17 protein-coding genes are annotated in these 20,916 nt (G+C 42.2%); 5 read left to right on the top strand and 12 right to left on the bottom strand.

Annotated features, from left to right (window positions below; translation table 11 throughout):
- Positions 1–119 precede the first annotated feature (119 nt).
- From D7V32_RS00085 to pilG, 4 genes are read right to left on the bottom strand one after another with little or no spacing between them, the layout of a single operon-like run.
- Positions 120–2,192 carry a methyl-accepting chemotaxis protein gene (locus D7V32_RS00085; RefSeq protein ID WP_120400903.1) on the bottom strand — a complete coding sequence of 691 codons (2,073 nt, stop codon included), beginning with the start codon at positions 2,190–2,192 and terminating at the stop codon, positions 120–122.
- Positions 2,193–2,238: 46 nt separating this feature from the next.
- Positions 2,239–2,775 carry a chemotaxis protein CheW gene (locus D7V32_RS00080; protein ID WP_120400902.1) on the bottom strand — a complete coding sequence of 179 codons (537 nt, stop codon included), beginning with the start codon at positions 2,773–2,775 and terminating at the stop codon, positions 2,239–2,241.
- 6 nt (positions 2,776–2,781) lie between these two features.
- The gene (locus tag D7V32_RS00075) at positions 2,782–3,150 is read right to left on the bottom strand and encodes a response regulator (RefSeq protein WP_120400901.1); all 369 of its coding nucleotides are present in this window, start codon (positions 3,148–3,150) and stop codon (positions 2,782–2,784) included.
- A 28-nt stretch (positions 3,151–3,178) separates the two neighbouring features.
- On the bottom strand, positions 3,179–3,562 hold the full coding sequence (pilG, locus tag D7V32_RS00070; RefSeq protein ID WP_106985073.1) for a twitching motility response regulator PilG: 384 nt from the start codon (positions 3,560–3,562) through the stop codon (positions 3,179–3,181).
- A 290-nt stretch (positions 3,563–3,852) separates the two neighbouring features.
- Here pilG and D7V32_RS00065 point away from each other — a divergent pair, with 290 nt between their 5' ends.
- The 4 genes from D7V32_RS00065 to D7V32_RS00050 all read left to right on the top strand — a co-directional run bounded on the left by D7V32_RS00065 (position 3,853) and on the right by D7V32_RS00050 (position 10,620).
- Complete coding sequence (locus D7V32_RS00065; RefSeq protein WP_120400900.1) at positions 3,853–4,497, top strand: hypothetical protein; 645 nt, start codon at positions 3,853–3,855, stop codon at positions 4,495–4,497.
- A gap of 51 nt (positions 4,498–4,548) precedes the next feature.
- Positions 4,549–5,676 carry an efflux RND transporter periplasmic adaptor subunit gene (locus D7V32_RS00060; RefSeq protein ID WP_120400899.1) on the top strand — a complete coding sequence of 376 codons (1,128 nt, stop codon included), beginning with the start codon at positions 4,549–4,551 and terminating at the stop codon, positions 5,674–5,676.
- 23 nt (positions 5,677–5,699) lie between these two features.
- The gene (locus D7V32_RS00055) at positions 5,700–8,804 is read left to right on the top strand and encodes an efflux RND transporter permease subunit (protein ID WP_120400898.1); all 3,105 of its coding nucleotides are present in this window, start codon (positions 5,700–5,702) and stop codon (positions 8,802–8,804) included.
- Between the two features lie 100 nt (positions 8,805–8,904).
- Complete coding sequence (locus D7V32_RS00050) at positions 8,905–10,620, top strand: proline--tRNA ligase (protein ID WP_120400897.1); 1,716 nt, start codon at positions 8,905–8,907, stop codon at positions 10,618–10,620.
- Positions 10,621–10,677: 57 nt separating this feature from the next.
- Here D7V32_RS00050 and D7V32_RS00045 read toward each other — a convergent pair whose 3' ends face one another.
- The 7 genes from D7V32_RS00045 to apbC form a co-directional block, all read right to left on the bottom strand.
- Positions 10,678–12,072 carry a hypothetical protein gene (locus tag D7V32_RS00045; RefSeq protein ID WP_120400896.1) on the bottom strand — a complete coding sequence of 465 codons (1,395 nt, stop codon included), beginning with the start codon at positions 12,070–12,072 and terminating at the stop codon, positions 10,678–10,680.
- Positions 12,073–12,102: 30 nt separating this feature from the next.
- Positions 12,103–14,388: a DUF6160 family protein gene (locus D7V32_RS00040; RefSeq protein WP_120400895.1), complete on the bottom strand. Its 2,286-nt coding sequence runs from the start codon at positions 14,386–14,388 to the stop codon at positions 12,103–12,105.
- Between the two features lie 24 nt (positions 14,389–14,412).
- Entirely contained in the window at positions 14,413–15,099 is a 687-nt protein-coding gene (locus tag D7V32_RS00035) for a hypothetical protein (RefSeq protein WP_120400894.1), read from the bottom strand.
- Between the two features lie 9 nt (positions 15,100–15,108).
- Positions 15,109–16,572, bottom strand: a complete 1,464-nt coding sequence (locus tag D7V32_RS00030; protein ID WP_120400893.1) for a hypothetical protein — start codon at positions 16,570–16,572, stop codon at positions 15,109–15,111.
- A 241-nt stretch (positions 16,573–16,813) separates the two neighbouring features.
- A complete protein-coding gene (dcd, locus tag D7V32_RS00025) occupies positions 16,814–17,383 on the bottom strand; it encodes a dCTP deaminase (RefSeq protein WP_120400892.1) in 570 nt (189 codons plus the stop codon).
- Positions 17,384–17,509: 126 nt separating this feature from the next.
- Positions 17,510–18,103, bottom strand: a complete 594-nt coding sequence (locus D7V32_RS00020; protein WP_120400891.1) for a LysE family translocator — start codon at positions 18,101–18,103, stop codon at positions 17,510–17,512.
- Positions 18,104–18,430: 327 nt separating this feature from the next.
- On the bottom strand, positions 18,431–19,702 hold the full coding sequence (gene apbC / locus D7V32_RS00015) for an iron-sulfur cluster carrier protein ApbC (protein WP_120400890.1): 1,272 nt from the start codon (positions 19,700–19,702) through the stop codon (positions 18,431–18,433).
- Positions 19,703–20,079: 377 nt separating this feature from the next.
- Between apbC and D7V32_RS00010 the strand changes: the two genes are divergently transcribed.
- A complete protein-coding gene (locus tag D7V32_RS00010; RefSeq protein ID WP_120400889.1) occupies positions 20,080–20,388 on the top strand; it encodes a hypothetical protein in 309 nt (102 codons plus the stop codon).
- 86 nt (positions 20,389–20,474) lie between these two features.
- Here the strand turns inward: D7V32_RS00010 and D7V32_RS00005 are convergent, their stop codons facing one another.
- On the bottom strand, positions 20,475–20,876 hold the full coding sequence (locus tag D7V32_RS00005) for a hypothetical protein (protein WP_120400888.1): 402 nt from the start codon (positions 20,874–20,876) through the stop codon (positions 20,475–20,477).
- Between the last annotated feature and the right edge of the window lie 40 nt (positions 20,877–20,916).

Here is a 20,916-nt window from a genome sequence, read left to right as displayed (position 1 = left end):
CATCACGCGAGGCTTTGGCTCAAAAGAGCGCAGCCAATCATACCGATACTCAGTCTGTTTATTTGGCATGCTCTGCAATCTGCAAAGCATGCCATTTCCCCCAAAGCTTTCTGACACCCTTATTCAGGAAGTTTAAAGTCAGATACAGAGTCACGTAATGTTTCGGCCATGTTCGCCAATTCAGAAACTGATCGCGCAGTATCGAAAGTTGCACTGGTTGTTTGCGATGTAATTTCTTGTACAACGTTCATCGTTGTCGCGATATGACCCGCAGATGCTGCCTGAAGTTTCGCTGCATCCGAAATGTTTGCAATCAGTTTTGCCAAGCTGTTCGATACCGTTTGAATTTCATCCAAGGCAACACCCGCATCCTTAGATAAGTTCGCACCGCGTACAACTTCAGCAGTTGTTTGCTCCATTGAAATAACAGCTTCGTTTGTATCCGTTTGAATGGTTTTTACAAGACCTTCAATCTGTTTAGTTGCAGAAGCTGAACGTTCAGCAAGACGCTGTACCTCATCCGCTACCACGGCGAAACCGCGGCCTGCTTCACCTGCCATAGATGCCTGAATAGCAGCGTTAAGCGCCAGAATGTTCGTCTGATCGGCAATATCGTTAATTAGGGCAACGATGTTACCAATCTCTTGTGAAGACTCACCAAGACGCTTAATACGCTTCGATGTTTCTTGGATCTGTTCACGAATCGTGTCCATACCCTCAATAGAACGGTTTACAACGTCAGCGCCATTGGCAGCAATTTGTACCGAACGTTCCGCAACGACCGCAGATTCTTCTGCGTTGGCAGATACTTGGTCAATTGACAGCGCCATTTCGTTAATTGCGGCAGATGCGCCTGCAATTTCTTGTGCCTGATGTTCAGAAGCTTCTGCCAGCTGGTTCGTAATGCCCTGTGTATTCGCTGTATATTGCGCAACTTCTTGAGAAGTTTCTGTAATACGCGATACAAGATCACGCAATTGGTCGATCGCAAAGTTGATCGAGTCCGCAATTGCGCCTGTAAAGTCTTCAGATACTGTCGCATATGAACGCAAGTCACCGTCCGCAAGGTCGGCAATCTCATCCAGTAAACGTAAAATCGCGTTTTGGTTACGGTCATATTCTTCTTGCAGGCGGCCTACACGCTGTTTATCGATCTGTCCGCGTAAAGAAAGCAATTTGAATACGCAGAATAAGAAGCCGATTAAGCATAAAATCAAGAACAAGCCTGGAATTGCAATCGCTAAGCTAGAACCGCTTGATAGCTTGTTCAGGTTTGAAAGCAGTTCATCAGACTGTGTAAAAATAGAAGATGATGCTTGGCGCACCTTAACAATTTGCTGCGAGTTTTTCAGAATCGTTGCAGCTGCAGATTTTAATACATCATCATATTCAGCTTTAATACCTTGCAGCGACTCGCGCAATTCTGAATTTTCAATACGCTGTACACCTAATTCATTACTGCCATTCAACTGTGCAGTTAAATATGAACCGAATGTTTCAGTATCGGCGCTGAAGTCATCTGCAGACTCACGAGAACTGTCTGAACCTGTCAAAACAGAACTGATCGAACGCAAGATACGTTCTGCAATGAATACTTGGTTTTTCGCAATAACCACTTGGTTAGACGGCATATCTTGACGTGCCATTTGGTCAACCATCAAGTTATATTCAGCCTGAATACCTGGAATTGCTTCACCAATTGCAATGTTTGTATCATACAGCTGGTTAATAATTTTTTGCTGCGATGAAATCAAGTCAATATTACTAGAAACATCATTCCACTGTTTTTCTACAGTTTTTAATACTTCTGTATTGGGATGAATATCTTTAACAATTTCAAGATTTTCAGCAAAAACCGTTTGTGACCCTACCAGCTTCTTAATGGCTTCAGGCGTACCAGAAGCAGTTGCTTCCGTCGCTTGGCGTGAAATCGTTTGCGATAACAGACGCAACTCACCCACACTAAGTGTTAACTGGTTATTACGCGGTACGCTATAGAACAGATATATAAGTAAGAATAACGCCAAGATAAGGGAAAAACCTGCACCCAAAATAAATGGTTTAGACTTTTCACTGTCACCAAATACACGTGATAACTGATCTGTTTGTGATTGAATCTTAGCTAATAAAGCATTACCGCCTGAACGGCCTGCACTTTCACCTGTATTTTTCTTTTTAAGTTTAAAGCCCATTCAGCTTCTCCCCGATTTACGCGTTCATTCGTTACGTGCGCGACAATTAATTTATAAATTTTATAGATGCGTTCATATATTTTGGATTTTGCATTAAACGGCTAAACAAGAAGACATGCCACTGCTGGTTATGCTGGTGAAAATACCCTTGGCAATATTCCTGCAATGTGCTGTCTAATTCAGCGTCTTTAGAAAAATAACTTTTCTTATTAAAGTGCTGTATCCCCAAAACCTGATCAACGACTAAACCGACATAATGGTCATTATGACTAATACATAATACTTTTTGAGTTGGAGAATAACTGCTTCTATGGCCAGTCATGTACTGAGCCAAATCCGATACTGAAAGCAGCCGCCCCCGAATATTTGCCAATCCCTGTACCCAAGACTGGGTATTTGGGACTGGCGTACATTTAGGCGGGTATATCACTTCAGATACTTCACCCAAAGGAGCAACAAAAAATTGCCCCATCATCTCAAAAGCAATGCCTGACCATCGATTGACCTCATTTTCAGACGAAACGTAGTTTTTATTCCCGCGTTTCGCAATACGAAGCAATTCGATAAACCCATTTGCTGCCATAGAGCCTTATCCTTCATTGAGGTGCTGTTTGATCACATCAATTAATTGTTGTTCGTCCACAGGCTTTGTTAAATAATCACATGCCCCTTGGCGCTTACCCCATACACGGTCTGTTGCCTGATCTTTAGTGCTCACAATCACAATTGGAATGTGCTTTGTTGTTGCGCCTCGGGCAATTTGACGTGTTGCCTGAAAACCATTTACACCCGGCATGACCACATCCATCAGGACGAGGTCTGGAAGCTCGGCTTGCGCGACTGTTACACCGTCCGCCCCATTTGCCGCTTCAAGAACTTCAAAGCCGTGTTTGCCTAGAATCTCTTTAAAACGAAATGTTTCTGTCGGTGAATCATCAACGATTAAGATACGTGCCATGCCTTTCCCCAATAAAATTTAAAACAAATTAAGCAGTTACGTGATTACGGATTGCATTCAGCAATTCATCTTTACTAAATGGTTTTGTTAAGTATTCATCCGAACCCACAACACGCCCTTTAGCCTGATCAAACAGGCCATCTTTACTTGAAAGCATCACTACAGGAATATTTTGATAATTTTGCGAATTTTTAATTAATGCGCAAGTTTGATAACCATCTAGACGCGGCATCATGATATCAACAAATACGATATCCGGGTTTGCTTCTGCAATTTTAGACAGCGCTTCAAAGCCATCTACCGCAGTCACAACCTCACAGCCTTCACGCTGAAGTAAAGTTTCGGCCGTTCGACGAATGGTTTTTGAATCATCAATTACCATGACTTTTAGATTTTGAAATTTATCGTCCATTTAATGACCCTTCCAAAAATATGGATGCATAGAATGCGGAATGTTATTAGCCGCTTGCTTTTAGTTAACAGTTATTAACATTTTTAACATATATTTACTTGCTTTTTCAATGAACATTTTCTGCTCAAGAACACATTTATATTCAATTATATTAACAGTTTCACACTTTCCGATGACCAACAATTTATTTTTAACTTTGGCTAGTTTTTAATTCTCATTTTTAGGAATAATATAGCATCATTATTACTTAAAAATAAGTAATTTAGTCAACTTTAATATTGGGGAATACAATGCAAGGTCAGTTTCATTCAAAACTTGCTTTCATTGCTTATCAAAAAATGGCAAAGCGGCTCATCTTTTTACTGGTGCTGATGTCATACACAGCCTGTGTTTCTGCTGCCGAAAACATCCGGAAACCGACATGGTACCGCTATTATGACAGTAAAGGCGTATCCAACATCAGTACCAGCGTGACCCCCAATCATATTCGATACGGCTATGAAGCGCTGGATCAAAATATGCAGGTGATTAAACGCAATAAACCTTATAATGCAGAAGCGGATATTAAGCAAGCGCCGCAGCGGGCAGCGGCAGCTAAGAGAAATGAAGCAGATGCTCAGCTGAAGCGCGCCTATTCCAACAGTAAAGTTGCAGAACAAAAAAAACATGACATACTGGTCGCAATAAAAAAACAAATCGTCTTTCAGCAAGGCCAATTAAAACAGCTGCAGGAAGACCGTATCATGTTCGTGCGTCAAGAGCGTGAATACAACCGCAAAGCTGAACCGATGCCTGCGGCGCTAAAAACAACATTAAATAATAACCAAAAAAATATCATAGCGAAAAAAGAGGATGTTCAATCTTTACAAACTCGCTATCGAAATACAGCAGCCGAATACGACAGAATTATTGCCCGTTTAAAAGCAATGGAATAGTTGCCTGTCTTTTCAATTGCTTCTGTTGACAGCTGAATAAAAAGGATGATTATGCAATCAGCACAGCATGCAAAATATATGAATCAGATTCTGATGACCCGCGCACTTAAAATCAGCCTGATTTCTGTCAGCATAGCTTTAGCAGCTTGTCAAAAAAGTGAGCCAGAGAAGCCCAAAGATGAAGCCGCTAAAGTTGAACTGATTCAGCAAGATTTGGTTGCTGTGAAACAAGGCGCCTCTGTTGCAAAAACAAATTTCACTGGCACGATGCGCGCTGTCAATCAGAGCAGCATTCAAGCGCAAGTCACTGCAACTGCAGTCAGCGTATCTGCTCAAATTGGCCAGCACGTCAATCAGGGCCAAGTTTTGGTGCGCTTGAATAATCAGGACAATGCAGCCCGCCTCGCTCAATCTCAGGCAAATTTGGCCTCAGCGAAAACCCAAGCCAATCAGGCGCAGCTGATGATGCAGCGCAAGCAGCGATTGCTGAACCAAGGCTTTATTTCCAAAGTTGAGTATGAGCAAAGTAAAGTTGATTATCAGGCGCAGCTTGAAAATGTGAATGCGCAGCAAGCCAATGTTGATATTGCCCGTAAAGCAGATCAAGACGGAATCATCACCAGCCCCATCAGCGGTGTCATTACCAAGCGTCAAGTCGAACCTGGTCAAACTGTTGCAGCAGGCACTACCCTTTTTGAAATCGTTGATCCGAATAAACTGGAAATTCAAGCTCAGCTGCCAAGTGAAATGCAGTCCGCTTTAAGACTTGGACAAAAAATTGAATATAGCATTCAAGGCAATCCAAACAAATTGAATGCCGCAATCAGCCGCATTTCACCAATTGCAGATCAAAGCAGCCGTCAAATCGAATTCTTTGCCCAGCCCGCTTCAGCCATAAACTCGCTCAGTATTGGCGCATTCGTTGAAGGCAGCATTTTAGGTTCTGACAGCATTACAGGGCAGCAGATCCCCTTAGACACAATCCAAAACCTCGAGGACAAACCATTTGTCTGGGTCATACGGCAAAATAAAATTATCAAAGTCCCTTTAACTATTTTAGAACAGCGCTATAGCACGAACACAGTTATGGTGCAGGGCTTGCAGAATAGCGACAAGGTCAGCCGAGTAAAATTTACTGACGAGCAAATCCAGCAAACTGTCAGCATCAGCAATAACTAGAACAATAAAGCAGGATAGCGGTTATGTGGTTTACTCGAATTAGCGTCAAATACCCTGTATTTACCATTATGATGATGTTCTGCCTCATGGTGCTGGGTTTGGCTTCTTGGCAGCGCATGGGTGTAGAAGAGTTCCCTGATGTCGACTTTCCCTTTGTCGTCGTATATACCAATTACCCTGGGGCTTCACCTGAATCTGTTGAATCTGAAATCACCAAGAAAATGGAAGATCAGATCAATACCATTTCAGGACTGAAGCAAGTCATTTCGCAGTCCAGCGAAGGGCTTTCAACCATTATTGTTGAATTTAATCTTGACGTGCCCTCCTCTGTTGCCGCCCAAGACATTCAGGATAAGATTGCGCCAGTCAGCGCCCAATTCCGTGATGAAATTGAAGACCCGATTGTAGAACGCTACGACCCAACAGCTTCTGCAGTGATGTCAATTGTTTTTGAATCTGAAAATATGTCACTGCGGGATCTCAGTTCTTATTTGGATCAGCGCATTATTCCGCAGCTGCGTACAGTCAGCGGTGTGGGCACAGTCAATCTGCTGGGCGATGCACAGCGTCAAATACGCATTCAGGTTGATCCGCAAAAATTGCAAAGCTTCGGCATTGGCATTGACCAAGTTCTAAATACCTTAAAAGCTGAAAATATAGAAGTTCCGGGCGGCACATTAAAACAGCAAAACTCAGAACTTGTTGTTGAAATTAAATCCCGTGTCATTCACCCGCAAGCTTTTGGTGACTTAGTGATTGCCAATAAAAACGGCGCACCGATTTATTTAAAACAAATTGCAAAGATTCAAGACAGCCAAGCTGAAATGGAGTCCAGCGCCTATTTAAATGGCAAAACGGCTGTCGCTGTTGATATTTTGCGAAGCTCTGACTCCAATGTGATTGAAGTTGTCGATAATACCCGCAAGACTTTGGAAGATATTAAAACCCAATTGCCTAAAGGGACGACGGCCGAAGTCGTCGTGGACGCTTCAAAAGGTATCCGCGGCAGCATTAAAGATGTAGCCCGAACGATTATTGAAGGCGCGATTTTAGCCGTATTCATCGTACTGTTATTTTTAGGTTCGTTCCGCTCTACAGCAATTACGGGCTTAACCCTGCCGATTGCCCTGCTGGGTACACTGACATTTATTTGGGTTTTCGGTTTTACCATTAATATGATGACGCTTCTGGCGCTGTCATTAAGTATTGGACTGCTGATTGATGATGCCATTGTCGTCCGTGAAAACATTGTCCGCCACGCAGATATGGGCAAAGATCATGTTACAGCTGCGCTAGATGGAACTAAAGAAATTGGCCTAGCTGTACTCGCCACCACACTAACCATTGTTGCTGTATTTTTACCAGTGGCATTTATGGGCGGCATTATCGGCCGCTTCTTCTATCAGTTTGGCGTCACGGTCAGTACTGCGGTACTGATCTCGATGTTTGTCAGTTTCACGCTAGATCCGATGCTGTCTGCGCATTGGACTGAAAAGCATAATCCAAATAAAAAGCCCGGCCGGGTAAAACGTTTTTTCAATTGGATTTCAGGCAAACTGGACAACCTCAGCATTTACTACGAAAAACTGCTGAAAACAGCGCTGCGTTTCCGCTTTATCACTCTTTTAGTTGCTGTTGCATCACTGTTTGGCGCACTCGGGCTGTCTAAATTGATTGGCACAGAGTTTGTACCTGTGCCAGACAAAGGCGAGATCCGCATTAAGTTTGAAACACCTGTGGATGCGACATTACAGTATTCGCAAGCCAAACTGATACAAGTGGATAAAATTATCCGCCAGCATCCGGAAGTGCTTGCAACCTACGGCTCAATTAATAGTGTAACTGACCGCGGTAAAAACCATGTCAGCATCCGTGTCAGCGTTACACCGCGCACAGAACGCCAGCAAAGTTTGACTGATCTGAATAATGAATTCCGCCAGCGCCTGCAAAGTGTCGCAGGTATTACCATTACCTCTGTCGCCTCTGCTGATGAAACTGTTTCAGGCGGTCAAAAACCTGTAATGATTTCGATCAAAGGCCCAGATTTAGATGAACTGCAGAAAATATCTGACCGCTTTATGGCTGAGATTGCCAAAGTGAACGGCATTGTCGATTTAGAAAGTTCTCTCAAGGAGCCGAAACCGACACTTGGCGTACATATTAATCGCGTCTTAGCCAGTGACTTAGGGCTATCAGTCAATCAAATTGCCAATGTTGTCCGCCCACTCATTGCTGGTGATAACATCACCACGTGGAAGGATGAAAAAGGCGAAACCTATGATGTAAATTTACGCCTAACAGAAGACAGCCGCCGTTTGCCAAGTGATGTTCAAAATATGTATATCACCTCACAAAAAACAGATGCATCAGGCCTGCCTATCTTAGTTCCGCTGGCATCGGTCGCAAGTTTTGAAGAAACGCTGGGCGCATCTCAAATCAATAGACGGGACCTCGCCCGTGAAGTATTGGTCGAAGCCAATACTGCAGGACGTCCAGCGGGTGATATTGGTGCAGATATTAAAAAGATTCAGGACAATTTTGAGCTGCCGCCCGGTTATGGTTTTGACACCCAAGGCTCAAACAAAGACATGGAGGAATCTGCAGGCTACGCCATGACAGCAATTACACTCTCTATTGTCTTTATTTATATTGTGCTTGGTTCACAGTTCAACAGTTTTATTCATCCAGCGGCCATCATGGCTTCACTGCCGCTGTCGCTGATTGGGGTCTTTCTGGCGCTCTTTGTGTTTAATTCAACCATGAACTTATTTTCCATTATCGGCATTATTATGCTCATGGGGTTAGTCACTAAAAATGCCATCTTGCTCATCGACTTTATTAAAAAAGCCATGGATGAAGGCATGGAGCGTTATGACGCGATTATTGCTGCCGGCAAAACCCGTTTACGTCCAATCTTAATGACCACCAGCGCGATGGTCATGGGCATGGTGCCGCTTGCACTTGGATTAGGTGAAGGCGGAGAACAAAGCGCGCCTATGGCGCATGCCGTCATTGGCGGCGTGATCACTTCCACACTGCTGACTTTAGTTGTTGTACCTGTGATCTTTACCTATCTGGATGACTTTAAGCTCTTTATGATGCGTCAATTTAAAAAAATCATGTCATAATTTCATCCATTTGCAGAAGGTGAACAATCTCAAATGTTCACCTTCATTTTTATTGTATAATCCCAGCTTTAACGCTTAATTATTTTTTAGGACACCTTCCATGCGCGCCAGCCGCTTTCTATTTGCAACGTTAAGAGAAACCCCGAATGATGCAGAAGTAATTTCTCATCAGCTCATGCTTCGTGCAGGCATGATCCGTAAGTTGGCTTCAGGTTTATACACTTGGCTGCCAATGGGTGTACGCGTGTTAAATAAAGTTGAAGCGATTGTCCGTGAAGAAATGGACCGTGCCGGCTCACTGCAAGTTTTAATGCCTGTGACGCAGCCTGCCAGCCTTTGGGAAGAATCAGGCCGTTATGTACAATATGGTCCTGAACTTTTGCGTTTCAAAGACCGTCATACCAATGACTTTGTTCTTGGCCCTACACATGAAGAAGTCATTACAGATATGGCGCGCACTGAGCTGAAAAGCTACAAACAGCTGCCTGCTAACTTCTACCAAGTGCAAACAAAATTCCGTGACGAAATCCGTCCGCGTTTTGGTGTAATGCGTTCACGCGAATTCATCATGAAAGATGCTTATTCTTTCCACGTAGACCAAGAGTCATTGCAAGAAACTTATGACGTGATGTATGACGCATATTGCAAAATTTTCACGCGTTTAGGCCTTAACTTCCGTCCTGTACAAGCAGACACTGGCTCAATCGGCGGTTCAGGTTCACATGAATTCCACGTACTTGCCTCTAGCGGCGAAGATGACATCGCATTCTCTACAGATTCAGACTATGCAGCCAACGTAGAAATGGCTGAAGCTGTACTGGTTGGTGAACGCGCTGCTCCTGCGAAAGCTTTAGAAATTGTAGAAACACCTAATCAAAAAACCATTGAAGATGTCTCTGCATTCTTAAAATCTGAGCCTGCTCAATCTGTTAAAGCATTGCTTGTACAAGGTGTTGCAGAAGAAGGTAAAGCTGCGCCAGTGATTGCGCTCTTCCTTCGCGGTGACCATGAGCTGAATGAAATTAAAGCTGAAAAGCACCCGCTGATTGCAGCGCCTTTAACATTTGCAACCGAAGAACAGCTGGCTGAGCATGGCTTAACTGCCGGTTTCTGCGGTCCTCAAGGCCTAGTTGAAAAAGGTATTGCGGTTATTGTGGACCGCGCGGCTTCCATACTGTCTGACTTTGTTGCTGGTGCAAATGAAGCTGACAAACATGCAGTAGGCGTAAACTGGGAACGTGATGCGCAATTTACAGAAGTGTATGACCTGCGTAACGTTGTTGAGGGTGACCCTTCTCCAGATGGCAAAGGCACGCTGCAAATTAAACGCGGCATTGAAGTTGGCCATATTTTCCAGCTGGGTCAAAAATACTCTGAAGCGCTAGGCTGTAAGGTTCTAGGCAAAGACGGCAAACCGCTTGTCGTGACGATGGGCTGTTACGGTATTGGTGTAACGCGTGTTGTTGCCTCTGCAATTGAACAAAACTTCGATGAGAAAGGCATTATCTGGCCTGCAGCCATTGCGCCGTTTGAAGTTGCAATTGTGCCTATGAACGCGCATAAGTCACCGCGTACACTTGAAGCTGCTGAAGCATTATATGCTGAACTGCAAGCTGCGGGTTATGACGTGATTCTTGATGACCGTGACGAGCGTCCAGGGGTGAAATTCTCTGACCTTGAAATTACAGGTATTCCGCACCGCGTTGTGATTGGTGAAAAAGGTTTGGATGCTGGCACTTTTGAATACAAAGGCCGCCGTGATGCTGAATCTGTAAATATATCTAAAGAAGAGTTATTGGCTAAAATTGCTAAATAATTTTTTCTAAAATAAAAAACCCGCTAATAGCGGGTTTTTTATTTTATCTCACTTAATTTAACAAAATTTCAAATTGCCGAAACAGTTACGGTAAGCAGGTGCAAGCATCGTAATATTACCCGCGGCAGCATTTCCATTTTGAACTATGTTTGACATCAGTGTGGTCAATGTCTCATTAATATTTAAGGTAAATGCATCTTGTAAGTACATCGACCAGCCTTGCGGTACAGCTTCCTCATAACCAGGGAATTTGATTCCTTCTTTCAAAGCAGTTAACGCAATACCAAATTTATCCGAATTCACATCTAATTGGTGAACATTTGATAAATTATAAGGTAGCTGATATTGATTTAATAATGCAGTCAACCTTTTCCCATAGTTAGCTGCAGTCTCTAAAGCACCTTTTTCTGGAATAACAAGCCCCAAACCTTTCAAAGTTTCTTCTTTCATATAATTTTGAATACCAGTTTTTAAAACAGGCATCAAAAGATTAGCCATATCAGGCCCAGTAATTGCATCACAACCATTTCCAACTAAAGGCGTCGCACAAATTTGATTAACCTTTAGGCCTTCTACAACACCATCAACAGTGGTTCCCAAGCCTAAATTAGCAATTTTTACTTGTTTAATTCTAGAGCCAGTTGCTGCTACATTTGCTTGGGATGATGCCGATTTAGTATCAATCGTAAGGTCTTTATATCTAACTGTTACTATACCTAAATTCAAAATTTCATCATCTTTTACCCCTAAAAAACCATTGGCTTTATAATAGTTTTCATCAGCACCAATTAATTTATCAATGGTGAAGTTGTTCGAGAATTTTGAGGCATCACTACTAGAGCAATTTGACTTATTCCCATCACAAGTTACTGCTATATTCGTTTCTGCTGCAATATTTAAGTTTGTTTTCCCTGTTAAAAACCCACTAAAACTATTCATACTGCCAATACTCATTGGTCCTTCTGCCTTATCAGCACCTACACGAATACCCACAACCTGACGCGTTGATGCTTGTCCGCCATTTTGAATGGCAAACTGATAGAAAGGATTGGTTAGAACGAAATCTTTTAATGCCTTTTGATTTTCAATACTATTATCATAATCAACACCTTTAGGTTGCCCTGCTATTGCTGTTTCTTGAGTAATACAGACTCCTTTTGCCCCCGTTATACAACCAAAAGACAGTTCAGAAATATCAATATCACAGGCTCCAGCACCTTTATCACCGCCGCAGCCCAACTGCAGAGATTTAATATTGGCATTCAATGATAATTCGGCATTCATGCCTAATTTGAAAAACTCAATATTATTCGTTCCAGCCTCTTTCGTTAAATTCAATAAGGCCTGACCATCGACTTCAGAGAGCGCCTGATCATCAAGCGCCGTCATTGCATTTACACTAGACATCCCTAAAAGTGAGCTGACAAGCCCACACAAAATTTTGTATTTCATAAGTTTTCCCTGTTTTTTATAATTTCTTACTTATCTTGGCGCAATACCCAAAGTACTCCTCATTGTCCCCCCTGGTATTACGAAATCTGCAATTTTTTGCATATTTCCACTTTTAGGCATCATCGCAACTTCAGCAGAAAAAACCTTCCCTAATGAACTGTCAGTTGCCTGACGGTTAAATTTCACCTGATTATCCAGCACCACACGGTCTTTTTTCATATGTATCCGTGCTTCAACACCCAAATCACCCTGTATTTTATTGAGATTAATACTTGATACATTTGTACCTGAAGCGGTTTGGTCTTCATTGCTGATACTCACATAACTGCCGCGGTCAGAATTATCCTTTAACGGATTAAACTCGAAATTTGCCTTTAAAGATAAAAAATTGGTATCTGGCGTAGCATTAGCGCTTTCAAGACCAGGAATAATAAATAACTCCCCCTTGCCATCCAATTTAAAAGCAATGGATGTCAAAACGTCATCTTTACGGCCAAAGTTGTCAATCGGTACAATCTTATTCCCGCATTCTGCAGTACAGTTATATAGTGAACCCGGCAGCTGGCCAATCGCAATCTCAGCTTTCGCTGCTACAAGTAAATTATCTGCGCGAATATAAATTTCACGGTCTTCAAAACCAATCACGCCTTTAGCTTTAATGTACGAATCAATATTACGCAAGCCCGCATAGTAGTTGACTTCTTCACCTTTCGCGCCATTGGCTAATGTGCGCTGCTCACCATCTAAAACAATAATAGACGTGGTATAGGCATTACCGGTTTTTTCATCAAAACGGTAACCTTCTGTAGACATTGCCAAATCATAACCTAAACCTGACTTTTCAACGCCGCCGCGGCTATAGCTTTGTGCATAAATACCTAAATTGGCATTGAGGTTGTAAATAGGAATACCTAGCCCCCAAGTCCCCGATGATGCATCATTTACAGGCAGCGAGTTATCTGAAATAAATCGGGCTTTTCGGGCAATGGCCTGAAAATCCATACCTCGAACAGCCACCAAAGTCATCGTTTGCGGATTAACCGTAGGTGAAGGGTTATAAATTAATTCATTGGCTGCAGCACCCAATAGCGTTTTCATTTGGTCATTTACAACAAAACCCAATGAATTCGTTCTCACTGTATTGATATAAATATCGCCAAAATCAATATAAGCGTTACTGCTGCTTAACGGCGCTCCAGCGGCATCTGAATTACGGACATTCAAACGCGTAAGATTAGAAAATTCAATAGCATAACTGCCTGTGCCCGAATGGCCTAATTCAAAGGTCGTTGGCGTTCTTCCTGAAACAGTGTCCTTGCCTGCGTCTGCACGGGTAAAATCCGCAGACATTGCCATATGCAGGCCGCCGCCTTGGGTAAAGCCATAACCATTAGCAGCCTGTTTAGCAGTTTCATTACGCTTATCATTAACAATGTTAAAGTTTGCCGCACCTGCCTGATTGGCATTCAGCATAATTTTGCCGTTACTTAATGCGCCTGAAGCGCCTAAACGGATCAAATTCCCTGGTGTTTCACCTGTTTTCCCATAGCGCAGCTCAACATTCACGCCTGGTTTCGTTGCTGCGCCTGTACGGCTCGAATGCACATTTGAGCTCTTGTCTTCTACACGGCCTAATTCTACAAAATTATCAGTTTGACCATCAGCCGACATTGTCGTCAGTACAATTCCATCCTTCGGATCAATATACATATAGCCATCGGCAGAAAGATTAAAGTTAAAATCTTTCAGAACCAAACTATTGCCATTCATGCCATGTGAAATGGTGGCATTTTGCAATTTTAAATCTAAATGCGCTTTATCATTACGGTTAAACAAACCATTCGTTGTCGCCAAATACACTTCTAAAGGAGAAATGGTTGAAATACTTAAACTGCCTAAATTTTGATCTTGCTCACCTGGTGCACAATTCGGCGAACAAACCATCATAATTTTGGAGGCAACCGCAGTAAATGGCGAAACACTGGCACGCAGCTGTATGCCTGCACCTACAGCACCAGAAGCCAATTGTGTTGCGCCAACATCAAGATCCAACTTACTGACAATATTTGTATTATTCGCATTAGGCGTAATTTTTACATCGTGTAAACTCAGTTTTATGGGCGCTTTGTTCGCTTCTGAATAATCAATCCAGTTCGCTTGAGCGACCTCAACACGGGATACTTCATGCGTAATTGTAATACCATCCTGGCCCGTCACGCTTCCTAATACCTGATCGTTTAACACTTCAAGCGCATAGCCTTGATTTGCGATACAAACACAAGCTGTTAGGAGGTTTAATTTTATTATTTTATTCATTACAACATCCTTTTAACTTCACACTTAACAGCGGGCACCTGCAGCGCCTGAACAGTTATAGCTGAAGATCTTGAGATCACCTGACATATGCAAGTTTCCATGCACATTGAGCCCCATAAATCCCTGTTCTTGTCCATTATCGAAACTTGGCACTGCCTGTGATGCGCCGTAAGTGCCATATTTAGTATTGTTTAAGTAGCCCGTATCACCAGACTCCACTGCAAGGCTCGCAAAACCTAGATTTCTAATTTTTAATGGTTTGTCATCATAAAATTTCAGCATCATGGCAGTTTGAGGATTACCATCCTTATTAATTAAAGTTGTGCCTTCTAAAGAAAATTTATCAATTTGCAAAGTGCCTTGAATTTGTTTAAAAACCAGCCACTTCTTCTGTCCATTTTCTGTATGGTTATTTGGTGAGATCGCTAAACGGCATAGCTCTAATAATGCGCAATCTGTCCCTGGCCGTATTTTATAATAAGCTTCGGTCACGTTTGCAAAATCACCTCCGTTTACCGTACCGTTGGTTTTAGAAATCGAAGCTAAACTTAGATCTGAAGCGTATTGATGATTAAGCGATAATGTCCAATTCAAATCGGCACCGCCCTGACCTGTTATACCAACCAGTTCAGTATTATCTAAGCCGACTAATCCAGCCTGTGTGACAGATGAAACACATATCAACAAAGGCAATAACGCTTGTTTAAACATATCCATGTCCTATAAGCCTGTTGTTTTAATTTTTAAATGCTGAATCAGCACACCATCAATCACTGCTGAACCTAGATTGACAGGCACGGCTGTTCCCGAACCTCGAAATACAACACCTGTAGAATTCGCTGCAGTATTTGCTTTCAATAGATTTGTCGCTGCATCCCGGCTTACACTGCCTATTGCAATACTGCTATGTGTTGCATTATTGCCTTGATATGCAACTGCTGATGCGCCAGAACCTAATGTAATAGGCGTACCGCAGACCGATACGTTACATGTCGAACCTTTATATTCTGTTTTCTGCGCTGCCGTCAGTGCAGTATTTGCACCGTCAGTATCTGCATAATAGGTATAAATTTGCTTATAAATAGAAGGCACATTCGGGATACGGGTGACTTCTAAGATAATATTTTTGCCCTCTGAGCCAACCACAAAAGGCTGATATATATTGCCCAGTACAAGATTAATATTTGGGCTATATAAATATAAACCTTCACTAGGATCAAAAAGCGGTGCGAATGAACGGTCTATCGCTGGCGTTACAGCAGTGCCGTCATCTATTGCCTGAGTACTGATACGAAGCCCTTTCGCATCAAGCAATGCTTTATTGGCAGCTGTATTTTCATAAACCAATGCTGAGGGATCATCATTCGTATTCATACGGATAATAGTGGCCATACCCAATGTTTGATTTTGCTGCGGGACTGTCGATTGCTGCGTTTGAAAGAAACGGACTTGTGAGCCATTGATGCTCAAGCCATTTGCAACCACCTGCAAGCGCAGCCGCTGTTCTTTCAGTAAATCATTTACCGCGTCCGTTAAAACTGGCGCGCCAGTAATTGCATCAACTTTGTTGCTGGAACCCAAACTGCGTGAAAAAGCATCTGCCCAAAAACCTAATTTAATGTTGTTATCTAAATCTGAAGCAGCTACTGTCGCAAGCGGCGCCTCTAAGGCCAAATAACCTAAATCGCCAGCGGTGTTGGCGCTTTGAAATTGCTGAATATTTGACGCTGTGCCTGCTCTAAACAGCCAAGGGTTAGCAGATGTGCCCCAGCTAAAACCCGTGTTGCTGAAACGCTTATTTAAATCATTATCTGACTTTGACAGCGCTAAACCATAAATAAATATATCCGCTTTCGTTCTTTGCTTGGCCAAATCAGCAGAATTAACAGATGCATATTTCGAATAGTCTTCACCTACAGGAATAATGCGAATGAAACCTGTATCATATTTTTCAGGATTAGCAGCACCTGCTTTGTTATAGCTAGAGGCTGCAGAAAAATCGTTTGGCCCTTGAAAAACCATTTTAAAATTTTCAGGCAGCAGCGCAACGCCTTCGCCTGTGGTTTCTGACAGTGTTTCATCAGACAAATCTTGAAGTGCAAATACAGATGGCGCAATCAGCATACTGACTGCTGCAGCTAAACAGCGCTGGCGGAACTGGGATGCCTTAGTTAATCGAGTCATCTTGACCTTCCTTTTTTATCAGATGCACCGCATCTTTCTTATATTTATTCCTTTTCTTGGCAATAATTTCTTTTGTTCCACCGCTTCCATTGATGGAGTTATACCAAGTCATATTAACTTTTAATTATGCGCAATAATTACTCAAATGCAAAACAAACTCGCTGAAACACACCAGTTTCCGATGAATGAATCACATAAAAAAAGCAGGCAAAATGCCTGCTTTTTATGCTGCAAATTAGCTTTAAGCTTTTGGCAGCGTTACACCTGTTTGACCTTGGTATTTACCGCCTCGGTCTTTATATGATGTTTCACACACTTCGTCAGATTCAAAGAACAGCATCTGCGCAACACCCTCACCTGCATAAATACGTGCCGGCAAGTTTGTTGTATTTGAGAATTCTAAAGTCACGTGACCTTCCCACTCGGGTTCAAGCGGCGTAACATTGACAATAATACCGCAGCGCGCATAAGTGGATTTGCCTAGGCATACGGTTAAAACATTACGCGGGATACGGAAATATTCGACAGTACGCGCCAGCGCAAATGAGTTGGGCGGAATAATGCAAACATCAGATTCAATATCAATAAAGCTTTTGTCATCAAAGTTCTTCGGATCGACAATTGCCGAATGAACATTCGTGAATACTTTAAATTCACGTGCACAGCGCACATCATAACCGTAGCTTGAAACACCGTAAGAAATCAGCTTTTGACCATTTTCGTCTAGGCGGACTTGGTTTTCTGCATACGGTTCAATCATGCCGTGTTTTTCGCTCATCTCGCGAATCCAGCGATCAGACTTAATGGCCATCTATTACTATCCAAAATGCTTTAAATCAAATATTGCGTGGTACTTTAACTGAAATCGCGCCCAATGAAAATAAGCCTTTCAAGCCCATGGCCCAATTGGCTGATTCTGAGGAATTTTAAATAGATATTAAAGTTTCAGCAGCGCCGAATAGCTTAATGGAATAGAAAAACTCATCAGCACCAAAGAAGCCGTTTTCTGCATGGTGCATTGGTTTAGCCAGCGCACTTTATTGCTGGACAGCATTGAGCCAATCAATGTCCAAAAGAAGGCGATTGGAATTATCAGCAGTAAAAATGCCAGCATATGCGCTACATAATAGCTGGGCTCGGCCCATGCTATGGCAGGAAAAACTGCCGAAGCAAACAAAAGCGCTTTAGGATTTAATAGCGTTGCGATAAACAATTGCCAATCACGGATACTGACTTGATTTAAGTCCTGTACAGCATTGGCTGTTTTCCATAGTTTTAATGCTAAATATAAAATATAGCCCGCACTAAAAAGTTTAAGTATAGGCGGCAATGCAGGAAGATAAACTGAAATTTTGCCAATGAGGAACCCCCAAAAGCTGATCGAAAGCAAATAACCGAAGGCTTCTGCAGGAATGAGCCGAAATGATTTTTTTACCCCGACTTGCAAGCCAGAAGATGCAAGCAATGTATTGGTTGGGCCTGGTGTGAGCAAAATCATGATCACAGAACCTATAAATAACCATGAAATCATAGAATTCTCTCGGGCTTATATCCGCGCAGAATAATTCAGATTTCAGGCTTTAGCAAAAACTATATTGTAAGTTGATATGAGGATTTTGAACTGCGAAAACTTAATCTTTAATTTACAAAAACTTACAAACCGCAATCTTTTTCAACTCTTGAGTCAAATTCATGATTTACATCTCATTTCTATCAAGATATACGATTTAAAATCATCTTTTTACAGCATTTTGATGTGCATTTCATCACATCTAACCTGCCTGAATTCCATGTTTTAACCTAAAAAAAACCCAGATCAATCTGGGCTTTTTGGGTTTGAAAACAGCTTAAAGCTTCATTAGAAAATCCGAGATTGATCTTTTTCAGCTTTAGGCAGTTTGTCCGCGATTTTACGCGCAATAGCCATATAGCTTTCAGCTGCATTATCTTCGGCTTCGACCGAAGGTTTACCTGCATCTGCATTTTCACGGATTTGAACATTCAGCGGTAAACGGCCAAGTAACGGAATATCATATTGCTCTGAAAGCTTATCACCGCCGCCCGTGCCAAAGATCTGTTCTTCATGTCCGCAGTTTGAACAAACATGTGTAGACATATTTTCAACCACGCCCATCACTGGAATTTGCACACGGTTAAACAGTTCAATACCTTTGGTCGCATCCATCAGCGCCACGTTCTGCGGCGTCGTCACCACAACTGCGCCAGTCACTGGAATACGCTGTGCAAGTGTTAATTGAATGTCGCCTGTACCCGGCGGCATATCAATCATCAGCACATCTAGATCTGGCCATAAAGTTTGGTTAAACAGCTGCATTAAAGCGCCTGTAGCTTTTGGGCCTCGCCATGCAACAGGCGTATTGTTGTCGCCAGTCAGGTGACCAATTGAAAGCACAGCCATGCCGTATGCATCCAGCGGTACAAAATGCTCTGACTCAATCATAGGTGTGCGGCCCGCATTACCCAGCATAGTTGGAATACTTGGACCATAAATGTCGGCATCTAAAACGCCGACTTTTAAGCCTAATTTTTGCAGCGCCAAAGCAAGGTTGACTGTTGTGGTCGATTTCCCCACGCCGCCCTTGCCGGAAGACACTAAAATCACGTTTTGAATGCGCGGGTGCTTTGGCACATCACGCTGCTGAGGTGCTGCTTTTTGAATAGGCGGATTATTTGGATCTGCTTCTTCAGGAGCTTTTTCTTCTGCTTTTGCTGAAGCATCGATTACAGGAGGCAAATTGTTTTTTGGCGCTGCATCTTCAGTTTTAGACTGACTTGAACAGCTTTCACCTTCTGCATGATGGTGACCGCAGCCGCCTGATTTATGCCCTGTTTTTTGCTGCACTACATGCATATTCAATTCTTTAATGCCGCACTTTTCTAAAGCATCTGCTAAATCATCATGAATTTTCTGTAAATGCTCTGCTTCATTTGGATAGGTATTGATGGTGATTTGCAAAACTTGACCTTGTACATTCACTTGGCTGATACGGTCTTTTAAAGCATGATCCGATTCGGGCAAAATGTAGCTTTGAAGAACTTTTTGGATTTCCTCTTCATTCACCTCCTGCGAAGGAGAAAAAACGGATTTAAGCGAAGAAAGCCACGACATATAAAGTTACTCCAAACAGGATATTCTGCGAATGGCTTATAGTGTAACGGCAATTAAAGCCAAGGTTAAGCATTGGCTTGGCAAGTTTTTTCTTTCCAGCAAACAAAACCAACTTATTCAGTTGGAAATACCATTTTAAAATCATGCTAATCATGTCACTTATCATTTGAATATGACGATGAATACCGCATCCTTCTCAATTCACGATACAATAAAACATATGCGGCATAGCGCGCATTTCAATCATTTGATTAGCAAATATGCACGGATGAAAACAACAAAACTAATACGTTAATACCAGCATCTTCAATGTTTTCAATACAAGCTTTGGGTATATTTCATTTTAATTGCATTTACGTATTCTTAGGTAATTTCTTATGAAAACACATTGGTTATTGGCAGCCAGCTTAGCGCTCACTGCGCCAGCCCTCACTTTAGCGGCAGAGGAAACCAACAGTATTACAACTCCTGACCGTGTAGCTTTAACCTTAGGCGACAGTGTTCAAGAAATGCAAACACGCATGCGGGCTTCTCCAATTAAAGTCAATTCGTATGAGCTGCCTGCAACTGAAAAACCCAATACGTTGGCTGTCGACTATACTTACGAAATTGAAAACATGCAGTACATCATTACCATCGTAAATAACTATGTATATAAAATTAAAAAAGAAAACTTAGACAAATAATTCACCCTGAACAGAATAAGAATCAAATAGTTAAAAAATAAAAAAGCCCTCTGCATTTAGCGAGGGCTTTTTAATATCTGCAGCAGTTAAGTTTCAGGGTCATCTTTCTTAAGTTTATGCAGCGTGTCTGATGCTTTCTTTTTCAGTTCATCCAGCTTTTCACTGGCCTGCGCTTTCAATGAGTCAAACTTTTCTGCGGCCTGATGCTTCAGTTCAGATGCTTTCAGTTTGGCTTCATCTAATTTATGGCCCGCCTCTTCTTTTAAATGATGCAGCTTTTCCTTACTGCTGGCTGCTGTGTCAGCATGTTCATGCTTTGCATCATTCAAAGATTTTTCGGCATCCAGCTTTAACTCTTCAAGTTTATGTTTCGCATCATCCGCCAGTTTTTCGCCTTCCAGCTTCACCTCTTTGGCTTTCAGCTTTACATCATCTGCCAAAGCCGCAGCCTCATTTTTCAAAGCATCGGTTTGATTATCTTCAGTCATCACGTTCTGCCTCTATTTAAATTGTCTAACAATGTTATAG

This window comes from Acinetobacter tianfuensis (assembly GCF_003611465.1).
GTDB classification, from domain to species: Bacteria; Pseudomonadota; Gammaproteobacteria; order Pseudomonadales; family Moraxellaceae; genus Acinetobacter; species Acinetobacter tianfuensis.
Note: the sequence above shows the minus strand (reverse complement) of the source record. Positions and strands in the feature narration are given on the sequence as shown.

Excerpts from the sequence above, each read along its gene's own strand:
- D7V32_RS00030 (WP_120400893.1), bottom strand. The coding sequence starts at position 16,572 with ATGACTCGATTAACTAAGGCATCCCAGTTCCGCCAGCGCTGTTTAGCT.
- D7V32_RS00020 (WP_120400891.1), bottom strand. The coding sequence starts at position 18,103 with ATGATTTCATGGTTATTTATAGGTTCTGTGATCATGATTTTGCTCACA.
- D7V32_RS00040 (WP_120400895.1), bottom strand. The coding sequence starts at position 14,388 with ATGAATAAAATAATAAAATTAAACCTCCTAACAGCTTGTGTTTGTATC.
- dcd (WP_120400892.1), bottom strand. The coding sequence starts at position 17,383 with ATGGCCATTAAGTCTGATCGCTGGATTCGCGAGATGAGCGAAAAACAC.
- D7V32_RS00060 (WP_120400899.1), top strand. The coding sequence starts at position 4,549 with ATGCAATCAGCACAGCATGCAAAATATATGAATCAGATTCTGATGACC.
- pilG (WP_106985073.1), bottom strand. The coding sequence starts at position 3,562 with ATGGACGATAAATTTCAAAATCTAAAAGTCATGGTAATTGATGATTCA.
- D7V32_RS00005 (WP_120400888.1), bottom strand. The coding sequence starts at position 20,876 with ATGACTGAAGATAATCAAACCGATGCTTTGAAAAATGAGGCTGCGGCT.
- D7V32_RS00050 (WP_120400897.1), top strand. The coding sequence starts at position 8,905 with ATGCGCGCCAGCCGCTTTCTATTTGCAACGTTAAGAGAAACCCCGAAT.
- D7V32_RS00080 (WP_120400902.1), bottom strand. The coding sequence starts at position 2,775 with ATGGCAGCAAATGGGTTTATCGAATTGCTTCGTATTGCGAAACGCGGG.
- D7V32_RS00055 (WP_120400898.1), top strand. The coding sequence starts at position 5,700 with ATGTGGTTTACTCGAATTAGCGTCAAATACCCTGTATTTACCATTATG.
- D7V32_RS00035 (WP_120400894.1), bottom strand. The coding sequence starts at position 15,099 with ATGTTTAAACAAGCGTTATTGCCTTTGTTGATATGTGTTTCATCTGTC.
- D7V32_RS00010 (WP_120400889.1), top strand. The coding sequence starts at position 20,080 with ATGAAAACACATTGGTTATTGGCAGCCAGCTTAGCGCTCACTGCGCCA.
- D7V32_RS00075 (WP_120400901.1), bottom strand. The coding sequence starts at position 3,150 with ATGGCACGTATCTTAATCGTTGATGATTCACCGACAGAAACATTTCGT.
- D7V32_RS00045 (WP_120400896.1), bottom strand. The coding sequence starts at position 12,072 with ATGAAATACAAAATTTTGTGTGGGCTTGTCAGCTCACTTTTAGGGATG.
- apbC (WP_120400890.1), bottom strand. The coding sequence starts at position 19,702 with ATGTCGTGGCTTTCTTCGCTTAAATCCGTTTTTTCTCCTTCGCAGGAG.
- D7V32_RS00065 (WP_120400900.1), top strand. The coding sequence starts at position 3,853 with ATGCAAGGTCAGTTTCATTCAAAACTTGCTTTCATTGCTTATCAAAAA.
- D7V32_RS00085 (WP_120400903.1), bottom strand. The coding sequence starts at position 2,192 with ATGGGCTTTAAACTTAAAAAGAAAAATACAGGTGAAAGTGCAGGCCGT.